General features: G+C 40.8%; 10 protein-coding genes. 5 read left to right on the top strand and 5 right to left on the bottom strand.

The window, feature by feature from the left end; genetic code table 11:
• Positions 1-66: 66 nt before the first annotated feature.
• The 4 genes from NMG48_RS06240 (at position 67) to NMG48_RS06225 (ending at position 2,479) form a co-directional block, all read left to right on the top strand.
• Entirely contained in the window at positions 67-675 is a 609-nt protein-coding gene (locus NMG48_RS06240) for an NADH-quinone oxidoreductase subunit J (protein WP_169363456.1), read from the top strand.
• 38 nt (positions 676-713) lie between these two features.
• The gene (gene nuoK, locus NMG48_RS06235) at positions 714-1,019 is read left to right on the top strand and encodes an NADH-quinone oxidoreductase subunit NuoK (protein ID WP_126389084.1); all 306 of its coding nucleotides are present in this window, start codon (positions 714-716) and stop codon (positions 1,017-1,019) included.
• Positions 1,020-1,148: 129 nt separating this feature from the next.
• Entirely contained in the window at positions 1,149-1,592 is a 444-nt protein-coding gene (locus tag NMG48_RS06230; RefSeq protein ID WP_271254446.1) for a hypothetical protein, read from the top strand.
• The gene (locus NMG48_RS06225) at positions 1,577-2,479 is read left to right on the top strand and encodes a cysteine peptidase family C39 domain-containing protein (RefSeq protein ID WP_271254445.1); all 903 of its coding nucleotides are present in this window, start codon (positions 1,577-1,579) and stop codon (positions 2,477-2,479) included. Before NMG48_RS06230 ends, NMG48_RS06225 begins: the two co-directional genes overlap by 16 nt.
• Here NMG48_RS06225 and NMG48_RS06220 read toward each other — a convergent pair.
• The 5 genes from NMG48_RS06220 to NMG48_RS06200 all read right to left on the bottom strand — a co-directional run bounded on the left by NMG48_RS06220 (position 2,468) and on the right by NMG48_RS06200 (position 15,303).
• Positions 2,468-3,157, bottom strand: a complete 690-nt coding sequence (locus NMG48_RS06220) for a diacylglycerol/polyprenol kinase family protein (protein WP_271254444.1) — start codon at positions 3,155-3,157, stop codon at positions 2,468-2,470. The two genes, NMG48_RS06225 and NMG48_RS06220, sit on opposite strands and share 12 nt — an antisense overlap.
• A gap of 119 nt (positions 3,158-3,276) precedes the next feature.
• On the bottom strand, positions 3,277-5,022 hold the full coding sequence (locus tag NMG48_RS06215; protein WP_271254443.1) for a putative bifunctional diguanylate cyclase/phosphodiesterase: 1,746 nt from the start codon (positions 5,020-5,022) through the stop codon (positions 3,277-3,279).
• A gap of 294 nt (positions 5,023-5,316) precedes the next feature.
• Positions 5,317-11,178, bottom strand: a complete 5,862-nt coding sequence (locus NMG48_RS06210) for a PAS domain S-box protein (RefSeq protein ID WP_271254442.1) — start codon at positions 11,176-11,178, stop codon at positions 5,317-5,319.
• Positions 11,179-11,248: 70 nt separating this feature from the next.
• Complete coding sequence (locus tag NMG48_RS06205; protein ID WP_271254441.1) at positions 11,249-13,882, bottom strand: hybrid sensor histidine kinase/response regulator; 2,634 nt, start codon at positions 13,880-13,882, stop codon at positions 11,249-11,251.
• A complete protein-coding gene (locus tag NMG48_RS06200; RefSeq protein WP_271254440.1) occupies positions 13,879-15,303 on the bottom strand; it encodes an ABC transporter substrate-binding protein in 1,425 nt (474 codons plus the stop codon). The genes NMG48_RS06205 and NMG48_RS06200 overlap by 4 nt, the downstream gene beginning before the upstream one ends.
• 587 nt (positions 15,304-15,890) lie before the next feature.
• On the opposite strand from NMG48_RS06200, the gene NMG48_RS06195 reads away from it, so the two are divergent.
• Complete coding sequence (locus NMG48_RS06195; RefSeq protein WP_271254439.1) at positions 15,891-17,609, top strand: response regulator; 1,719 nt, start codon at positions 15,891-15,893, stop codon at positions 17,607-17,609.
• The last annotated feature ends 5 nt before the right edge of the window (positions 17,610-17,614 follow it).

Raw genomic sequence — 17,614 nt, 5'->3', positions numbered from 1 at the left:
TTACAAAACGATGCGATGCATCGTTTTGTCTGGTTTTAAGATTAGGACTAGTAAAGGAAATTTAGAATGAACAATATTGGTTTAGGTGATGGTTCACAAACCGTATCTCTAGTGGTGTTAGCTGCCATGCTAACCGCTTCGGCAATGGGTGTGGTGCTATTGCAAAATATCGTTTACGCAGCATTTTTACTCGGTGCTACTTTTATCAGCGTGGCGGGATTGTATTTGTTGCTCAATGCTGATTTTGTAGCGGCGGCGCAGGTTTTAATCTATGTTGGGGCGGTCAATATCTTGATCCTGTTTGCGATCATGTTGGTCAATAAGCGCCAAGATTACCAAGATGTGAAGTATGGGGCTTTACGCAGTGTAGTCACAGGCGTTGTTTGTTTGGGCTTGTTTGCACTTTTAGGAGTGACAGTTACTTCGACTAATTGGGCAATTACCCCGACGATCGCGAAACTTCCATCAACAATGGTCGTTATTGGTCAGCATTTCTTTAGTGACTATCTACTACCCTTTGAATTAGCTTCGGTATTGTTATTAGTTGCTCTAATTGGTGCGATCGTCCTTGCCCGTCGCGAGTTTATTCCCGATACCGTTAAATCTCAGGCGGATTCTGAGGAGTCTCTCGAATTGTTAGAAAAGCCAAAAGAGCAACTTGTTGCTTCTAAATAAATCATCAACGCCCTAATTGCAATTGATAGTAAACAGATATGACTTTAGAACCTTTTTTGATTATTGCTGCGGCTCTATTTTGCATTGGCATTTATGGCTTAATTACTAGCCGTAACGCAGTGCGCGTATTAATGTCTGTGGAATTAATGCTCAATGCTGTGAACTTGAATTTGATGGCTTTTTCTAATTTCTTAGATTCCGCCAGTATTCGTGGTCAAGTATTTACAATTTTCGTAATTTCGATCGCTGCTGCGGAAGCTGCCGTAGGTCTAGCGATCGTTCTCTCGATCTATCGCAGCCGCGACACTGTGGATATGGAGCAATTTAACTTGCTACGTTGGTAGACTAATTGTTTTAATTTTGCCGTAGGCAAAATTAAAACAATTATCAATTTTCTAATCGCGATCGCAATTGCGGAAACTTAGTCAACTAAGATATTCCGTGATTGCTTTTTTATTTTAGGAGTTTTAAATATGACCCCTTATAAAATCGGTTATTTAGTGGGAACCCTGATCAGTCCACTGTTGCTGATGTTGATTATTGGGACTATTTACTACTTCATTAAAGGGCGCAGTATTCCTTATTGGAAAGCCGTCTTTAGTCGGTGGGTAATCGTATCAAGCTTGATTTTAGCTCTAATCAGCTTTGTGGGGCGCTTTAGCTCAGATCTACAACAAGACGCTAGTCACGTCTATCCTGAAAGAGATGTTAAAGCCTTTACAGAGGGTTGCCTAAGTGGTGCGAAAGGCAAAAAGGTAGACATTAAAGTTGTCGAAAAGCTCTGCTCATGCTCAATTACCGAAATTCAAAAAGCCTATACTTATGGCGAATTCAAAAAAATAGATCTAGAAATGCAGAACAGTAAGTCTATCCCCTCTGGGTTTAGAAATATTGTCACTTCATGCGCTCAAAAGTAATTTTAGGGCTTGGAAATCCTGACATTAATGAACTAATGTTTTTACAGATCGCTATTTGTATATCTTTCTTGGTAGGCGCATACTTTGGTAGATATTTAGCCCAAAAAGGTCTAACTGCCAACAATGCTTTGCAGCAGCATCAAAAGCAAGTTTACTTAATTAGTTGCATCACTCTTGGAATCATTACATTGCTCGCCATTTTGATGACATCTGGCAGAAATATTCCTTGGGTTCCTGCTTTTATTTCACTTTATCTGGGAGCTTATGCATGGCAAGGTATTTTGCTCATCTGTATCTTTTGTATAGGACTAATGCTTTTGCTAGAAATACCTGCTTGGAAAGACCGACAGCGACTACAGCAGTTAATTCTTTTTCTAGTCATAAGTATTTCATCAGTGCTGTTGTTGATTTATCAAAATTTGCCAATTACTGATTTGATTGAATCTCCTCGAATTTTAAAGGGAATAGTATTGCAAACAACTCCCTATAGTTGTGCTGCCGCTACAATTGCGACGTTGTCACGCCAGTTCAATTCTGCACTAGACACTACAGAGTTGGATGTTGTTAAGCTTGCAGGAACCAGTCGCCAAGGCACTAATATCCTCTCAGAAATTCAAGCAATGGAGAAATTGGGGCTTGCACCTCAGTATGAACGGAATCTGACGATCGCAGATTTAGTAAAGCGCAAACAAATGGCAGTTTTGCATGTGATGGAGCCAGTATCAGGTACCAGAATTCAACATGCGATCGCGTTATTGGCGATCGACCCCGTTAAGGAAAAAATAACTGTGGCGAATCCCCTATACGGAATTCAAGAGAAAAAATTCAGTGACATGAAAGACTATTGGCTCGAAGACGCTATTTTTGTGACAGCATCACAAAAATGATTGCAGGACATAACTTAAAGCAGCACTAGATAAGGGAACTGAGAGATTATCTGTGCCTCCGGGGGAATAGGCTTCGAGTAAAGCCGCGATCGCGGCAACAGGTATGGCAACACCCAGATCGCTAGGGCGAATACCGTGAGTAATACCAAAAATACCAAGAATTACGATCAAGCTTGTGGCAAACATGGCAAAGGAGCCTTCATAACTACGTTTATTGCCCAAATGCACAAAGATATGTGTACCAAATCTTTTACCAATTAGTGCTGCCATCCCATCCCCCCAAGACATCACCATCACGCCGATTACTGCATATTGAGGATAGTTCTCCCAGAGCAGAGTTACTAAAATTGTGATACTAAGCGCGTAGTAAAACACCCCATAGGTTTTGCGCCCCACATCATCGAGCATCGGCAAAATATTAATGCGGTGAGATGCTAGGGCGATCGCGCTAAATGTTACACCTGCTGTAATACATAACCATGTGGGGATATGTAACCACCATGCAATGAGCAGTACATTGCCCGTCCCAATATGCACAACTTTGCGAACTACTTCAGGATCTTGTTTGAGACGATGCAGGATCTCTGAAGCTAGAAATACTAGACCAAGCCAAATTACTACTGTGCCAATTTGGATCGCCAGAGTAATTGTAGGAGAGACATCGCTAGTTATGAGCATATGACAAGCTAAAAATACGCATGTAATTGCTTATGTTATCGCAACTGTTAGTCATAACTATCAATTAAAACCTAAGAGATGAGTAGCGGCGCGAAGCGCCGCTACTCATCTCTTAGGTTTTATCGCAATTGTTCCGCAATTAATTTAGTAGCCTCATCAGCAGGAATTGGTCGAGAAAATAAAAAACCCTGTCCGTAATCACAGTTAAGTGAACGTAAAATATCCACATGAATTTCTTTTTCTAGTCCCTCTGCTACTACTTTTAGTCCTAAGCGTTTAGCTAGTTCAATAATTGTGGAAGTGATTTCTAGATTGGTCTGGTTAGATTCAATATTCTGAATAAAAGAGCGATCAATTTTTAAAGCAGTTAGAGGTAAAGATTGTAGATAAGAGAGGGAAGAATATCCTGTACCAAAATCATCAATTGATAATCCAATGCATCTGTCTCGTAAATGTTGGAGGACTTCAACTGCTTCTTGGATATTTTCCATTAATACCGTTTCTGTAATCTCCAAAATTAAATTCTCGCCACTAAGACCAGTATCACTGAGAGTTTGATCAATATTTTGTAGGAGTGTAGGACTGACTAATTGTAAGCTTGAAAGATTAACGCTAATCCTTGTAGGGCAAGCATTGCCAAATAATTTTTGCCATCTTTGCAATTGCAAACAAGCTTCTCTGAGAACCCAATTGCCTAAACGTACAATCAGTCCAGTCTCTTCTGCTAAGGGAATGAATTTTAGAGGGGAGAGCCACTCCTGCGTTGGATGTTGCCATCGTACCAAGGCTTCAAACCCAATCAACTGAGATGTCTTTAACTGAAAAATTGGCTGATAGTGAACTTCTAAATTCTGAAGTTTAATTGCTTCTTGCAGATTTACTTCCAAATTGAGTCTTTGGAGAGCTTTCTGCTGCATATTCGTATCAAAAAAAACAGTTCGAGTTCCTACCGCTTGTTTAGCATAATGAATGGCAGTATCAGCTGCCCTGAGAATATCTTCGGGTTGATCGTAAGGAAGATCACTCGATGCTACCCCTACATGAATTAAAGAAGAAATACTAATCTCATCTAGCTGAATAGGAACCTCAAATAGTTGATGTAGCTGTTTAATATATTTGGTTAGACTAGCAGGGCTTTCTAAATCCTGTAATAAAACCGCTAATTCATTATTATCTAGCCGAGCAACTACTTTAGAATTGACGTTCCATTGCTCTAGTCGCTTGGCTACTTCAATCAAAAGGCGATCGCTCAGAGCATGTCCAAATCCTGATTTAATAATTGCATAACGTTCTATATCAAGTATCAATAGCGCAAAGGCATCGCCTCTAGTTTGTTTGAGGACAATACTCTTAGCAATATATTTAATTAGCCCATTACGATTGGGCATACCTGTTAACTGGTCATAAAATACTAAGTTATGTAATGTGTTAAGGGCTTCCTGGAGCTTTTGCTCTTTCTCCTGTAAATTGTTGACAAAGGCTAAGGTTTTATTGAGAGTAATTTCGAGGTCTGCAAAATCAATTGGCTTGGTTACAAAATCAAAGGCTCCCCAGTTCATTGCTGTCCGAATATTTTTCATATCTCCATAGGCGGAAACCACAACTGCCTTAAGGGGGCGATCGAACTCCGCTAAGTTAGATAGTAGGGTTAGACCGTCCATTTCTGGCATTCTGATATCGGTGAGTACGACACTGATCTCATGGGAATCTCTTAAAATCTGGATTGCATCCACACCATTCTGTGCAAACTGGAAAGCAAGTTCCCCCGACTGAATCTTTTTCCTAAACCTTTGCAGCATTAGTCTTTGAATTTCAGCTTCATCATCGACCACTAAAATTAGATTTGACTTATTTGAGTTTTTCATGATTCCAGTAAAGACTAATTCTGAACGATCCCGCCCATAACAATAACTATAGCTATAAATGAGTGCATACTCGTTTATAGCTATAGCCAATTTAGAATCTAGGATAAAGTTATGGTGCAATGCGCCGCAACTCTGCTTTTTTCCTAACGACCATAGCTATACAAAAAGAGATAAAAATTACAGCAAAAAATCACAGCAAAGTTATTAGTATTTTTATTTTGCCTACGGCAAAATAAAAACTTCTGCAAATGATTTTAAGTGCTTAGATTAATATCCAACCTAACTTATTTAAACTTATTTAGTTAACATGGCTATAGGTATTGTGACCACAATTTCTGTGAATTCACCGATATTACTATTAATCATCATGGTTCCTTTATGTTGTTTAACAATGATATCGTGGGTGAGAGATAGCCCCAGTCCTGTGCCTGCACCAGGTGGTTTAGTGGTGAAGAAGGGATCAAGAATTCTAGTCTGAATATGGGGGGCAATACCGCAACCATTGTCACGCATGCGAATTTCTACTGTTTCTCCGATTAGTTGGGTGGCAACTGTTAGAGTTGGTATATATACTGTGTCAGAAGGATTGGGGTTTGATGATAAATCCCGCTTTTTAGAACGCATGGCATCACAGGCATTGTCAACTAAGTTAATAAAAGCTCTAATTAAGTGGTTAGGAATAGCTTCAATCATGCCTACATCTGCGGAATAGTTAGTATTAATCGTTACTTTGAAGGTACTATCTTGCAGCCATTTGCTATGACAGGCTAGTTTTACAGCTTCATTGAGTAGGTCATGGAGGGATGTTGACTGGATATTTGCCTGATTATTATCGGTACGGGCATGTTGCATCATGCTCGTAATAATCTTGTCGGCACGTTGACTATGGAGACGGATGGTAGTGGCATTTTCCTGTAAATCAGTGATGAGGTTTTCAATGAGTTCGCTGTTGTCAGATGTTTGGGATTGAATGATTGGTTGCAAGATATCTAGTAGATCTTGGGTAAGTTCGATGGAACCTTCGGCATAATTTTTGACAAAATTGAGAGGGTTGCGGAGTTCATGGGCAATTCCTGCGGTGAGAGTACCCAAGGATGCAAGTTTTTCTTGGGCAATAATTCGCTCTTGAGCAGCTTGCAGTTCTTTAGTGCGTTCTTCTACACGTTGTTCAAGGGTTTGTGAATATTCCTCTAACTGTTGATTTGCTTGCTCAAGTTCACTATTTAGTTGGGACATGTTTTGTAATAGCTGATCCCGTTCGAGTTCTGCCCGCTTACGATTGCTAATATCTTCAACTACACCGATTAATTGGCGATCGCCAAGGGTTGTATTTTGGTGAATGATGCCCCATACGGCAATCCAACAGATTTCTCCATCTAGTCGTCGAATACGGTACTCAATTTGATAGGAGTCACCTGTTTCAAAGGTTCTATTGATCGTCTGTATGAGACGGTCATAGTCATCAGGATGTACCATCGAGAGAAAGGTCGCGCGATCGCCAGGGAAAGTACCTGGAACAAAGCCAAAGATCTCTTGAGCGCGATCTGACCAAAATATCTCTTCTGTCTGGATATTACAGCCCCAACTTCCCATTCTCGCAGCATCTAGGGCTAGCTGTAGGCGTAGTCTTTCCTCCTGAAGACTTTTTTCGGCGAGTTTGCGATCGCTAATATCAGTATTAGTTCCTAACATCCGCAGAGGTTTTTGATCTTGATCCCATTCCACTACTTTGCCAAGGGAGAGAATCCATTTCCAATCACCAGTTTTAGTACGTTGACGAAATTCAACTTTATAATTGGGAATTTCTCCATTAATATAAGAACGATGAGTTTCCACAACTCGCTCTAAATCATCGGGATGAATTCGTTCGAGCCACTTTTCATGAGTCTCTTGAAAATCATTAGGATTGTATCCCAACATAGTGGCATATTCGCTACTAACAATGGCTACACCAGTTTGGGGATTTAGATCATAAAGTCCTTGGTTAGCTGCTGTCAGGGCAAGTCGTAAGCGTTCTTCACTATCTCGTAGGGATACTTCTGCTTCGCGCCGCTCAGTCACATCACGGTTACTGATCACCACTCCTGTAATTGTGCCATCGACTTCAAAATAAGGATAATAGGTCACACTGACAAAGCGATTACCTGCCTTTTTAAAATAGAACCAATCGCCATAATCAATGGTCTCACCAGCAAGACATCGATCAATTTTGGGTTTAACAATTGTTTGAAATGTATATTTACCCATGACCTCCTGCATTGAATGTCCGACTGTATTGTCCCATTCTCGTTCGTTTTGTCTCAAATAGGTTTGATTGACTAAAAGATAGGTATAGTCTTGGTTAATTAGTGCCATTCCATCGGGGGAAATCTCTACCATTCGTTCGTACTGTCTTAAGACAATCTCTGTTTGCTTGCGATCGCTAATATCTTGATATGTACCTAACAAACCAATTATTTCTCCATTAAGGTTATATAGGGGTAATTTGTTAGTTTCAATCCAAGACATTGAGCCATCTGCTCGTAACTGAGTTTCAATGATCCCGAGTTTGGCTTGACCTGATTCCATGACTTGCAGATCATCGGCGCGATAGTTTGCGGCTTCTGTTTTTGCCCAAGGCATATCATAGTCAGTCTTGCCGATGATCTCAGAGGGGGAGTTTAGTCCACAGGCGATCGCAGATTTTTGGTTGCAGCCTAAATAAACGGATTGACGATCTTTCCAAAAAACGATGAGGGGAAAGGTATCAATTACTGTTTGAAGAAAATTCTGGGATTCTCTAAGTGCAAGGTCTACTTGCTGTCGATCATATTCAGCCTGTTTGCGCTCGGTGATATCAAGGGCAACTCCAATAATCCGTAATCCATTGCCATCTTCACTCTGGACTACTTTCCCATTTACGGCGACCCATCGAATCTCTCCGCTGACATGGTTAATGCGATATTCAACATTGTAGGGTTCTTGGGTGGTAAAGCTATGGGTAAGGGCATTAAATACTCGTTCTTGATCTTCGGCATAGACTAATTTAAGGAACGATTCGCGATCACCGGGAAATGTTGTAGGAGCATAGCCAAAAATTGCTTCGGTTCTGGGTGACCAGTAGCCTCTATCCATATTCGCTTCCCAAGTACCCATTTCGGCGACTTCTAGGGCAATTTGTAAACGTAACCTTTCAGCCTTTAGGTCTTGTTCTGCTAGTTTGCGATCGGTAATGTCTTCAGAAATACAGATTAAATAATCAGGTTCACCCTGCTCATCAAAAATAGGAACTTTGATCGTATGTAAGATCCTTCTGCCAAGGGTCAGGCTGTCAATTGGTTCTTCAGGGATATCCTCTGTTTGACCAAGTAGAAAAGAAGTACGATCTTTTGCATTAAAGAAATCAGATTGTTCCTTAGGGAAAAAGTCATAAACTGACTTGCCAATAGCTTGCTCCTTAGTGCAGCCAAACATAATTTCGCTGGTTCGATTCCATAGTAAAAACTCGCCAAATCTCTCTTCTTTGCCACTTTTTACAAATAAAGCTACTGGTAAATTTTCAATAATTGCTTCGAGGAAATTCCGCGTTTGGGATAGCTCCTTTGTCCGTTCCTGTACCCGACGCTCTAGTTCCTCATTCATTGTTTGCAGATTTTCTAATGCCTGCATCCTTTCTAGTTCGGCGATCGCTCTTGCCCCGAAAATACGCAGTAGCATTTCTGCGCGTTGAGGATTGGCTACCTGTTGAGAATTGAGCGTAAATAATACTCCAATTGCTTCACCGATAGTGTTGTGGAGTGCTACCCCCATGTAGCTATTAACATTCATACTGTTCCACTTATCATTGTCGGGAAAAGCTTGTTTGATGTCATTACAATAATAGACATCCTCGTTGAGGGCTAGTTCACAGGGGGTGTGGGAAATTTGGTAAATGAGATTAGGTTGAATCTGATCGGTGGCATACCATGCTAAGGTTTCTAGTTCTTCCCCAACTTTTTGGGCAATAAAAACATGGGAGACATCAAGGGCGATCGCAATTTGTTTAACTAGTTCAGGAAAAAATTCTTTGCCAGTGACAGAAGCCGTACCCTGCATCAAGCTCTGTAGGGCTAATTCTGCTTGTTTGCGCTCAGTAATGTCAATGGCAATGCCAGCCGTTCCAATGGACTCATTGGCTTCATTCATAACTGGAGCTTTAAATGTCTCAATCCATATTGTTCTACCATCCGATGCAACTAGTTTTTCCTCAACCTGTTTACGTTTCCTCGACTGCATGACCTCGAGATCGTCACTGCGATAGAGTTCTGCTAACTCCTGCGGCCAGATATCTAGGTCGGTCATCCCAACTAATTGAGTAGCTTCGTAGCCGCAGGAGTTAGCCAATGGCTCGTTAACTGCCAAAAAATGACCATCTAGATCTTTGAGCCATGCAATATGGGGGATGTTGTTCAATAGTGAGTACACCTGTTGCGATCTTGTTTCGGTGATCTTTTGGCTGGCATTGAGAGCTGCCTCGGATTGTTTGCGATCGCTAATATCGCGTACCACGATCAGCACGTCATCTTCACCACAAGCCACTACACGACATTCCTCAGTTTGCGCCTTACCATCAAAGTAAAGCTCTTGCTCGTAAATGAGCATTTCTCTAGTGCGGAGAACCTCGTGAATTGCCTCCATCCGTTTTGCTGCCAGATCAGCAGGAAATTTTTCTGTAATTGGGAAACCAATCAGACCATGGTCATTTGCCAATATTTGAAAGGTATTGGTGGGGATGAAATCAAGGTATATTCCCTCTCGATTAACTCGCATAATCAAATCAGGTAAAGCATTGATCAAAGCGCGTTGTTTAGCTTCAACTTGCCGTAAAGTATCCTCGATTTGTTTGAGATTTGTAATATCAACGACGGAACCAATAAATCCAACTAGCTCACCATTGCTATTGCGTTCGGGAACTGCTTGACCAATTGTCCACTTAATTGAACCATCAGGATAGAGATAACGATGCTCGACTTCATATTCAGTATCACAGCCAAGATTCGATAGTTCGACAAAATTATTCCAAGCCTTATTGACATGGTCGCGATCTTCAGGATGTATATTTTTAACCCAGTTGTTTCGGAGATCTTCTCCTAGGGTTATTCCTGCGATTTGCTGAGTTTTCTCATTGCCATAGGTGCAATTTCCACGAGTATCGCTGAAAAAGATACCCACGGGACTCACTTCTGACAGTAGTCGATAACGTTCTTCGCTTTCTTGCAGGGCTATCTCAGTACGAATGCGATCGCTAATAATTTCACCAAAAATAATAATGCCGCCGATACTATCTGCATCGTCATACCAAGGACGAATTTCCCAACGTACCCATTCTTGACTACCATCAGCACTTATATAAAGCTCCTTTTCATTACGTTCTATATTGCCTTGCAAACATCTTTGATGTACTTCCCGCCAATAATCGTGACCATTAGGAAAAACGTCATAATGACATTTGCCAATAATCTGCGGCTCTAGTTGATAATCATTAATCCAGCGTTGGCTAGCCACTAAATAATTCATGTGGCGATCGAACATTGCCACCCCTACGGGTGTATGTTCGACAAACAGACGTAATTGCCGCTCATTCTGGCGTAGTTGTTGGGTTTGTTCCTGTACCTGTTGTTCCAAACTGGTATTTAAGGTTTCTAGCTCACGGTTGGCGCGTTCTAGTTCTATTTGTTTTTGGGCAAGCTGCTGATTGGCTAGCTCTAGTTCCATCGTGCGATGGCTAACTTGCTCCTCCAAATTTTTGGTTAAGCGCCGCAGTTGTAAATGATTTTTAATTCTGGCTAGTACTTCTTTCTCTTGGAAAGGTTTGGTGATGTAATCGACTGCACCTAATTCAAATCCTTTAGATTTATTGTCATTATCCGATAGCCCCGTCATAAAGATAATGGGAATATCCTTAACTCTTTCCATGGTCTTTAATCGCTGACAGACCTCAAATCCATCCATAGCTGGCATTTTGACATCTAATAAAATTAAATCGGGTAAATGCCACTGCAATTGCTTAAACATCCCCTCACCACTAGTGGCGATCGCTACTTCAAACCCTTCCTCAACCAATATGTCGGAGATGGGATGTAAGTTGGTTGGAGTATCGTCAACAATGAGAATTAGTTCAGAGTTAGTAGAGAGCATAGGGGAGTGAATTTATACTTAGTGTGATTGGGGTAATGAGGTACAAAAATGCAGCACAGAATGCAGTGCATCAATCTATGTATTTTTCTAACAACTTCTCTAAGGTTTCCATTTGGAATTTTTGGGCTAACTGTACAACTTTAAGGATAAAAGGTTGATACTCGGCATCCCTTTGCTCGATCCTTTTCGCTTCTGCGATAAATTTTTTTATTAAGCCACGTTGTATCAAGTTAAGCAGATTTTGTAGATCCGCTAATTCAGGAATTTTTTCTGGAAATGGGCTGGTAATAGTATCCATCGTATCTTGAGTCACAGATGATGGAGAATTAATTGTTTCGGCATATCGCCAAGTTAGATTTAACTGATCTTGCAATATTTGTAATAACTCTCCCAATTTGATGGGTTTGCTAAGGAATGCATCTCCACCAGCTTCTATGCTAGTTTGCTGATCGCTTTTGGCAACAGAAGCTGACGAGATCACCACCTTAATATGCTGGAAATCCTTTATAGACTTGAGTTGATGCAACATTTCCATCCCATTCATCACAGGCATGACTAAATCTGTAATGATCAGATCGGGATGCTTTGTTGCTTGGAGTAACCCCTCTTGCCCATTTTCTGCCTCTAAAATCTGAAAATCTAGTGGCGTGAGGAGATTGACTAATACAGAGCGATTTTCCCAACGATCATCAATAATTAAAATAGTTTGGCGATCGCCTTCATAGCCGATAATATTCTGTCCTGTGTTAACTAAGCTTTGCTTTTGCCATTCAGAGCTAATAGGAGCCTCAATCTCAAAGCTAAAGGTGCTACCCTGTCCTAGCTTGCTCTGCACCTCAATCTGACTGCCCATTAACTTCACAATTCGACCACAAATTGCTAAACCTAAGCCTGTGCCTTCCCCTTGACGGACGCGATCGCCTACCTGTGTAAAGGGTTGAAAGATCTTCTCCAGCTGATCGTCAGCAATGCCAACTCCTGTATCTTGGACTTGAAAGTGCAACTTAATCCTTTCTTGTTCTTGATGAGGAGTGTGATTGACAGGAGTTTGCATCACTTTGAGAGTGACCGAACCGCGATCGGTAAACTTGATGGCGTTACCTAACAGGTTAATTAATACCTGTCTGAGGCGAATATCATCAACTTCTACCCCTGCGACTAACATTGGATCGGGTCGATATAAAAATTGGATACCTTTATTTTCTGCTCTGACGCGACAAATTTCGATCACACCTTGCAAAAATGAAGGTAGATAGATTGATTTAGGGCTGATATCTAACTTATTTGCCTCCACCTTAGATAGATCCAAGACATCATCAATCAGGGTTAACAAATGGGAACCACATTGATGAATAATCTCGATGCCGCGTTGTTCTTTATCTCCCCAAGACTGCGATCGCTTCAAGATTTGGGCATAGCCCAAGATGCCATTGAGGGGTGTTCTTAACTCATGGCTCATATGGGCTAAAAATTCACTTTTAGAGAGGTTGGCTGAGTCGGCACTCTCCTTCGCTATTTGTAGCTCTTTCGTTCTTTCCTCAACTCTCTGCTCTAATATTTCAACGGAAGACTTAATCTGTTTTGCCATTTGATTAAAGGTTTGGGCAAGTACACCCACCTCATCCTTGGTCATCACTGGTGCGGTTTGATTGAGATCGCCATCGGCTAACTTCGCAGCAGTCTCACTAATTGCAGCAATCGGGCGTGTGATTTGACGGGAAAATAGATAAATAGCAACTAGCATGATGCTGGAGGACATAAATCCGAGGATTAAGATGTTGATGGCAAGGCGATCGGCGGCGGCAAATGCCATAGATTGATTAATTTCGGCAATCAGGGCTAAGTTTTGGGAGGGTAGCCACCAATACACCCCCACCACAGGAACCCCTGCATAGTTTTTATATGCGCCAAATCCACTCTTTTGGGCGATCGCTTGATCAATGCCATCACTACGCACCTCCTTGTCCGAATTTTGACTAAGGTTTGCCGCTATCTGTTTACCAGCGATCACAATTGTTTTTGTTCCTGCTTTCCCAATTAGGTAAGTTTCACCTGTTTCTCCTAGCCCTGTATTATCGCGAATCAAGTTATCAATATCATCAAGATTAAAATCAGCAGTTAGCGCTCCCATCTTTACATTCCGATTATCAAGAATGGGAGTCGCTACGGTCATCGTCACTTTCTTGTTAGATGGGGAAATGTAAAAGTTAGGCACAACCGTATCAATGCGATCGCTGGTAAAGTAGGTGGTGGGATCACCTAGGGGTAGATAGGTATTTTCCAGCTTGCGATTGGTGGAAGAGAAAATAACAAACCCACTATTGCGGGTAATGCGAATACTCCGAAAACTGGGCTTGGCAAGGTTAACGCGGTCAATATATTTTTTGAGTTCGGCATAGGCTTGGCGGTAGGTGGGTTGACTTGCTTCGGAGTTAAACATTTTCTGTAGAGATTCTTGCACTTCCTTCTCCTGACTAACCAAGAGGATGTCGCGCAACTCTCTTTCCATAATTCTTTTGAGTTGGTAGGACTTTAACTGGGTTGCCACAGTCAAGCGATCTACAACTTCCTTGGATAGAGAAGTACGCGCATGGAAATAGGAACCGATCGCCACGATACTGACTGTAATTACTGACAAAACTGAGAAATAGCTCACTAGTTGTCTGAGTAAACTGCACCTGAAAAAATAGGCAACCTTTGTCATTGCTTAATCTCCCATGCTTGCCAAATATCTTGGATTTGGGCGATCGCCCAGTCTACCGATTCTATAATTGAGGCTTTGTCTTGAATCACCTTGAGTACTGCCTTTGCCCAAAGCTGCCGATTTTGTACCTCACTAAACGAAGAGTGCATGACCTCGTAGGGAATAAAGCTAGGACGAGCAAAGATTTTCAGAGCTGCGGATAAATGGGGATCATTGGGATCATTCCAAAATGGATCTTGTAACAGCTCAGGCATCACAGGAAAAACTCTTCCTTTAAAACCTTTGAGCAAAAACATTAAATTATCTGGTTGCGCGAGATAACTTAAAAATTCCTTAGCCAATGTGGGATCTTTACTGTTTTTAGGTGCGATCGCCTGCTTTGTTCCCTTGCGAGTGAGTAATTCTTCCCCATTCACCTTTAGAGGTCGATCAATGGTCACAATCTGGCGATATCTAGCGATCGCATCGCGATCGTATTGAGGATTAGTCAATTTTTGGGTGAGAGGAATGGACATAGTGAGATTATGCGTCATCAAAATTTCACTATTCAATAGACTGTTATTGTTGCCTGCTCCTGACCAAGTTGCTGATACAGGTGGTGTATATCCCTGCAAGTAAAAATTTGTAAATTCTTGGAGTACTTCTATAAATTGATGACGATTTTCTGGCTTTTTTAAGAGAAAGTCTCCCGCCTCATTCACTACTGCCACATCATGGGCATCCATAAACATCCTTAGAGATGTGTAGGTATCAAAGCCGATCGCTGACATACATAGCCCCACCCCATAAATCTGCGATCGCCCCATTGCTCGCAACTTGTCTTGCGCTGTGTGCCAAAATCCCCAAAATTGGTGCCAATCCCTCGGAATATCCTGCTGCGTAAAGCCGATTTCCTCAATCATGCTTTCCCAATAGTGAATGTAATCATCGGACTGCCACAATGGCATCGCATAGTAACCACGCTCTTGACGAACTTGATTGCGATAAAAAACATGGGAAAGCGCGATCGATGTATATTTCTCCTTAATTGGAGTAATTACATCCGTAAGATCAACCAATCGATTTTGCCAAGCTAATTTTGGGGCAAGGCTCGCATCGACACCCACAGAATAGACAATATCAGGAATTTGGGTGAATTCCGATTGTTCTATAAAATTTGCCAACTGCTGATCGATGAGAGCGACAGGTAACAGTTTCAAATCAACGCTTTTTCCTGACTTTTGCTCCCATTTGCGAATGAGTTGATTAATCTGTTCATTCTCCTCTGGCAAAAATCCCTGTTCCCACCAAATTGTTAAATCAGCATGGCTAGATGACTGCATATTGCTAGTATTAGTCAGATATGTTGACTGGCTACAGCTTGTCATGCCAAAGCCAAATACTCCCAGAGATATCTGATTAAAACGTCGCCTATTTAACATATGCTCTTCCCATTGACCTTAAAAAAGGCAGCATTACTGTAAAAGTAGTCCATTCAATCCTATGTACTTAATCGTGCTGATGTCCAATATTTTGGACAATTTCTAGCCCTATACCACTTCCCCCCTCTTGATTTGCTAAGTATCTCAGCATAATTAAAACCCAGATCTAAAACCTATGACACAGATTTTAGTTTTTATATTTAAGGAAGTCTAAATTAATGCATAAACTAAGGCGACAAAGCTAATACATCAATGCGATAGGAACACTAACCTCAGAATTAGTAGTTTTGACAACTATATAATCTGTGCGCTGTACTACAACAGATTTTAGTATACCTTGCTGTCTCAAACTATAGATAGCTTTGGTAACATTAGCTAGAAGTGTCATAATTTCTATAAAAACTCATAATATATACTCTAAAAATATAAAAATTATGGCTCATTCGCCGCAGGTTTTAGAGATGCATTCTAATTATGTGGAGTTCCTGAGCGTCAGTTTATCTATGTCTTAATTAATTAAATTAATTAACTTAAATGAAATGAAACGAAATGAAATTAGTTAAACTTAGATTAGTTAGGCTGATGTTATGCAGAAAAAAGTAAATTTAATCTTAGTAGTTGACGATGAAGTGGAAGTCCAGCGACTGTTTAAGCAACGGTTTAGGAAAAGGCTCTTAGCTGGTGACTTTGCATTTCAATTTGCTACAAATGGTGCGGAAGCACTGAAGATTTTACAAGAATCTTCTTCGATCGCCATGATCCTGACTGATATCAGAATGCCAGAGATGGATGGTCTGTCTTTGATCTCCAAATTGGTTGAGCTTGAGAATGCTCCCAAGGCTGTAGTTATTTCTGCCTATGGTGATATGGAGAATATCAGGATGGCAATGAATTATGGTGCTTTTGATTTCATAACTAAGCCTATCGATTTTGCCGATCTAGAAATTACGATTGATAAGACTCTTGCATTTGTACATGATCTGCAAGAGCAGAAACAGCGACTAGAGGAAGCCCAAGAGAAACTAAGGAAGCATGAATTACAAGAAATAGCGTTATCTCAAGCCAAAGAAGTTGCTGAAGCTGCTAACAAGGCAAAAAGCTCTTTTCTTGCCAGCATGAGTCATGAAATTCGCACACCGATGAATGGAGTGTTAGGTATGGTACAACTCCTCGCAACTACAGAGCTAACTCCAGAACAGAGAAAGTATCTAGAAATAATTAGCAATAGTGGCAATTCTCTCTTAAAGATTATTAATGATATTTTGGACTTCTCGAAAATTGAATCTGGGATGATCGAAATAGAAAGAAATGTTCTCGTTCTAGAAGATGCTATGCGGTCTGTGTGTGAAATTGTTAGTAAACAGGCGAGTGATCAAAGTATAGATTTGCAATATGCCATACATCCTGATGTTCCTAAAATCCTATTGGGTGATAGTGCGCGTCTGTGCCAGATATTGCTTAATTTAATAGGTAACGCGATTAAATTTACGAAATTTGGAAATGTTAACGTCTTAGTTAATCTGCGATCGCCGAATACAGAGCCGCAGGAGCGCTACGAGTTAATTTTTTCTGTAAAGGATTCAGGCATTGGTATTCGTCGCGATCGCCTACATCTTTTATTTCAACCCTTTAGTCAAGGAGATTCTTCCATTAGCCGTAAATATGGAGGAACAGGATTAGGCTTAGTGATTTGCAAACGCTTAATTGAACTCATGGGAGGAACAATTTGGGTAGAGAGTCTAGGACATATTGGGGGAAATCCTCCCGTTGATTGGAAATTAAAAACTGAAGTTGAGCCAACCCAAGGTTCCATATTTTACTTTACGATAATCGCAGAGAAAAGTTTTGAGATATCCAAGACTACATCAGTAAATGCGAATAAAGTTACTAAACCAACCTTATCAGCGCTAGCAAATACTAACTTGCGGATTTTGTTAGCCGAAGATGATGTAGTTAGCCAAAAAATAGTTGTTCTACTTCTCAAAAGACTTGGTTATAGTATTGATGTAGCAAACAATGGATTAGAAGTGCTAGAGCGGTTGAGTCGTAAACACTATCAGATCATTTTTATGGATGTGCAAATGCCTGAAATGGATGGGCTGACCACTACCAAAAAAATACGTCAAGAAATGCAAAATCAACCTTGGATTGTGGCTTTGACGGCAAATGCTTTCTCAGAAGATCGTCAATTGTGCCTTGATGCAGGTATGAATGAATTTATGACTAAACCAATTCAGTTTGAATCTGTTATCCATATTCTGAATAAGTATACTGATCAATTTGCTAATGATGCTGCACAGCCTTAAGTCAA

The organism is Pseudanabaena sp. Chao 1811 (assembly GCF_027942295.1).
Classification (GTDB): domain Bacteria; phylum Cyanobacteriota; class Cyanobacteriia; order Pseudanabaenales; family Pseudanabaenaceae; genus Pseudanabaena.
Note: the sequence above shows the minus strand (reverse complement) of the source record. Positions and strands in the feature narration are given on the sequence as shown.

Coding starts and splice junctions, on each gene's coding strand:
- NMG48_RS06200 (WP_271254440.1), bottom strand. CDS start 15,303: ATGTTAAATAGGCGACGTTTTAATCAGATATCTCTGGGAGTATTTGGC.
- NMG48_RS06195 (WP_271254439.1), top strand. CDS start 15,891: ATGCAGAAAAAAGTAAATTTAATCTTAGTAGTTGACGATGAAGTGGAA.
- nuoK (WP_126389084.1), top strand. CDS start 714: ATGACTTTAGAACCTTTTTTGATTATTGCTGCGGCTCTATTTTGCATT.
- NMG48_RS06210 (WP_271254442.1), bottom strand. CDS start 11,178: ATGCTCTCTACTAACTCTGAACTAATTCTCATTGTTGACGATACTCCA.
- NMG48_RS06230 (WP_271254446.1), top strand. CDS start 1,149: ATGACCCCTTATAAAATCGGTTATTTAGTGGGAACCCTGATCAGTCCA.
- NMG48_RS06215 (WP_271254443.1), bottom strand. CDS start 5,022: ATGAAAAACTCAAATAAGTCAAATCTAATTTTAGTGGTCGATGATGAA.
- NMG48_RS06220 (WP_271254444.1), bottom strand. CDS start 3,157: ATGCTCATAACTAGCGATGTCTCTCCTACAATTACTCTGGCGATCCAA.
- NMG48_RS06205 (WP_271254441.1), bottom strand. CDS start 13,882: ATGACAAAGGTTGCCTATTTTTTCAGGTGCAGTTTACTCAGACAACTA.
- NMG48_RS06225 (WP_271254445.1), top strand. CDS start 1,577: ATGCGCTCAAAAGTAATTTTAGGGCTTGGAAATCCTGACATTAATGAA.
- NMG48_RS06240 (WP_169363456.1), top strand. CDS start 67: ATGAACAATATTGGTTTAGGTGATGGTTCACAAACCGTATCTCTAGTG.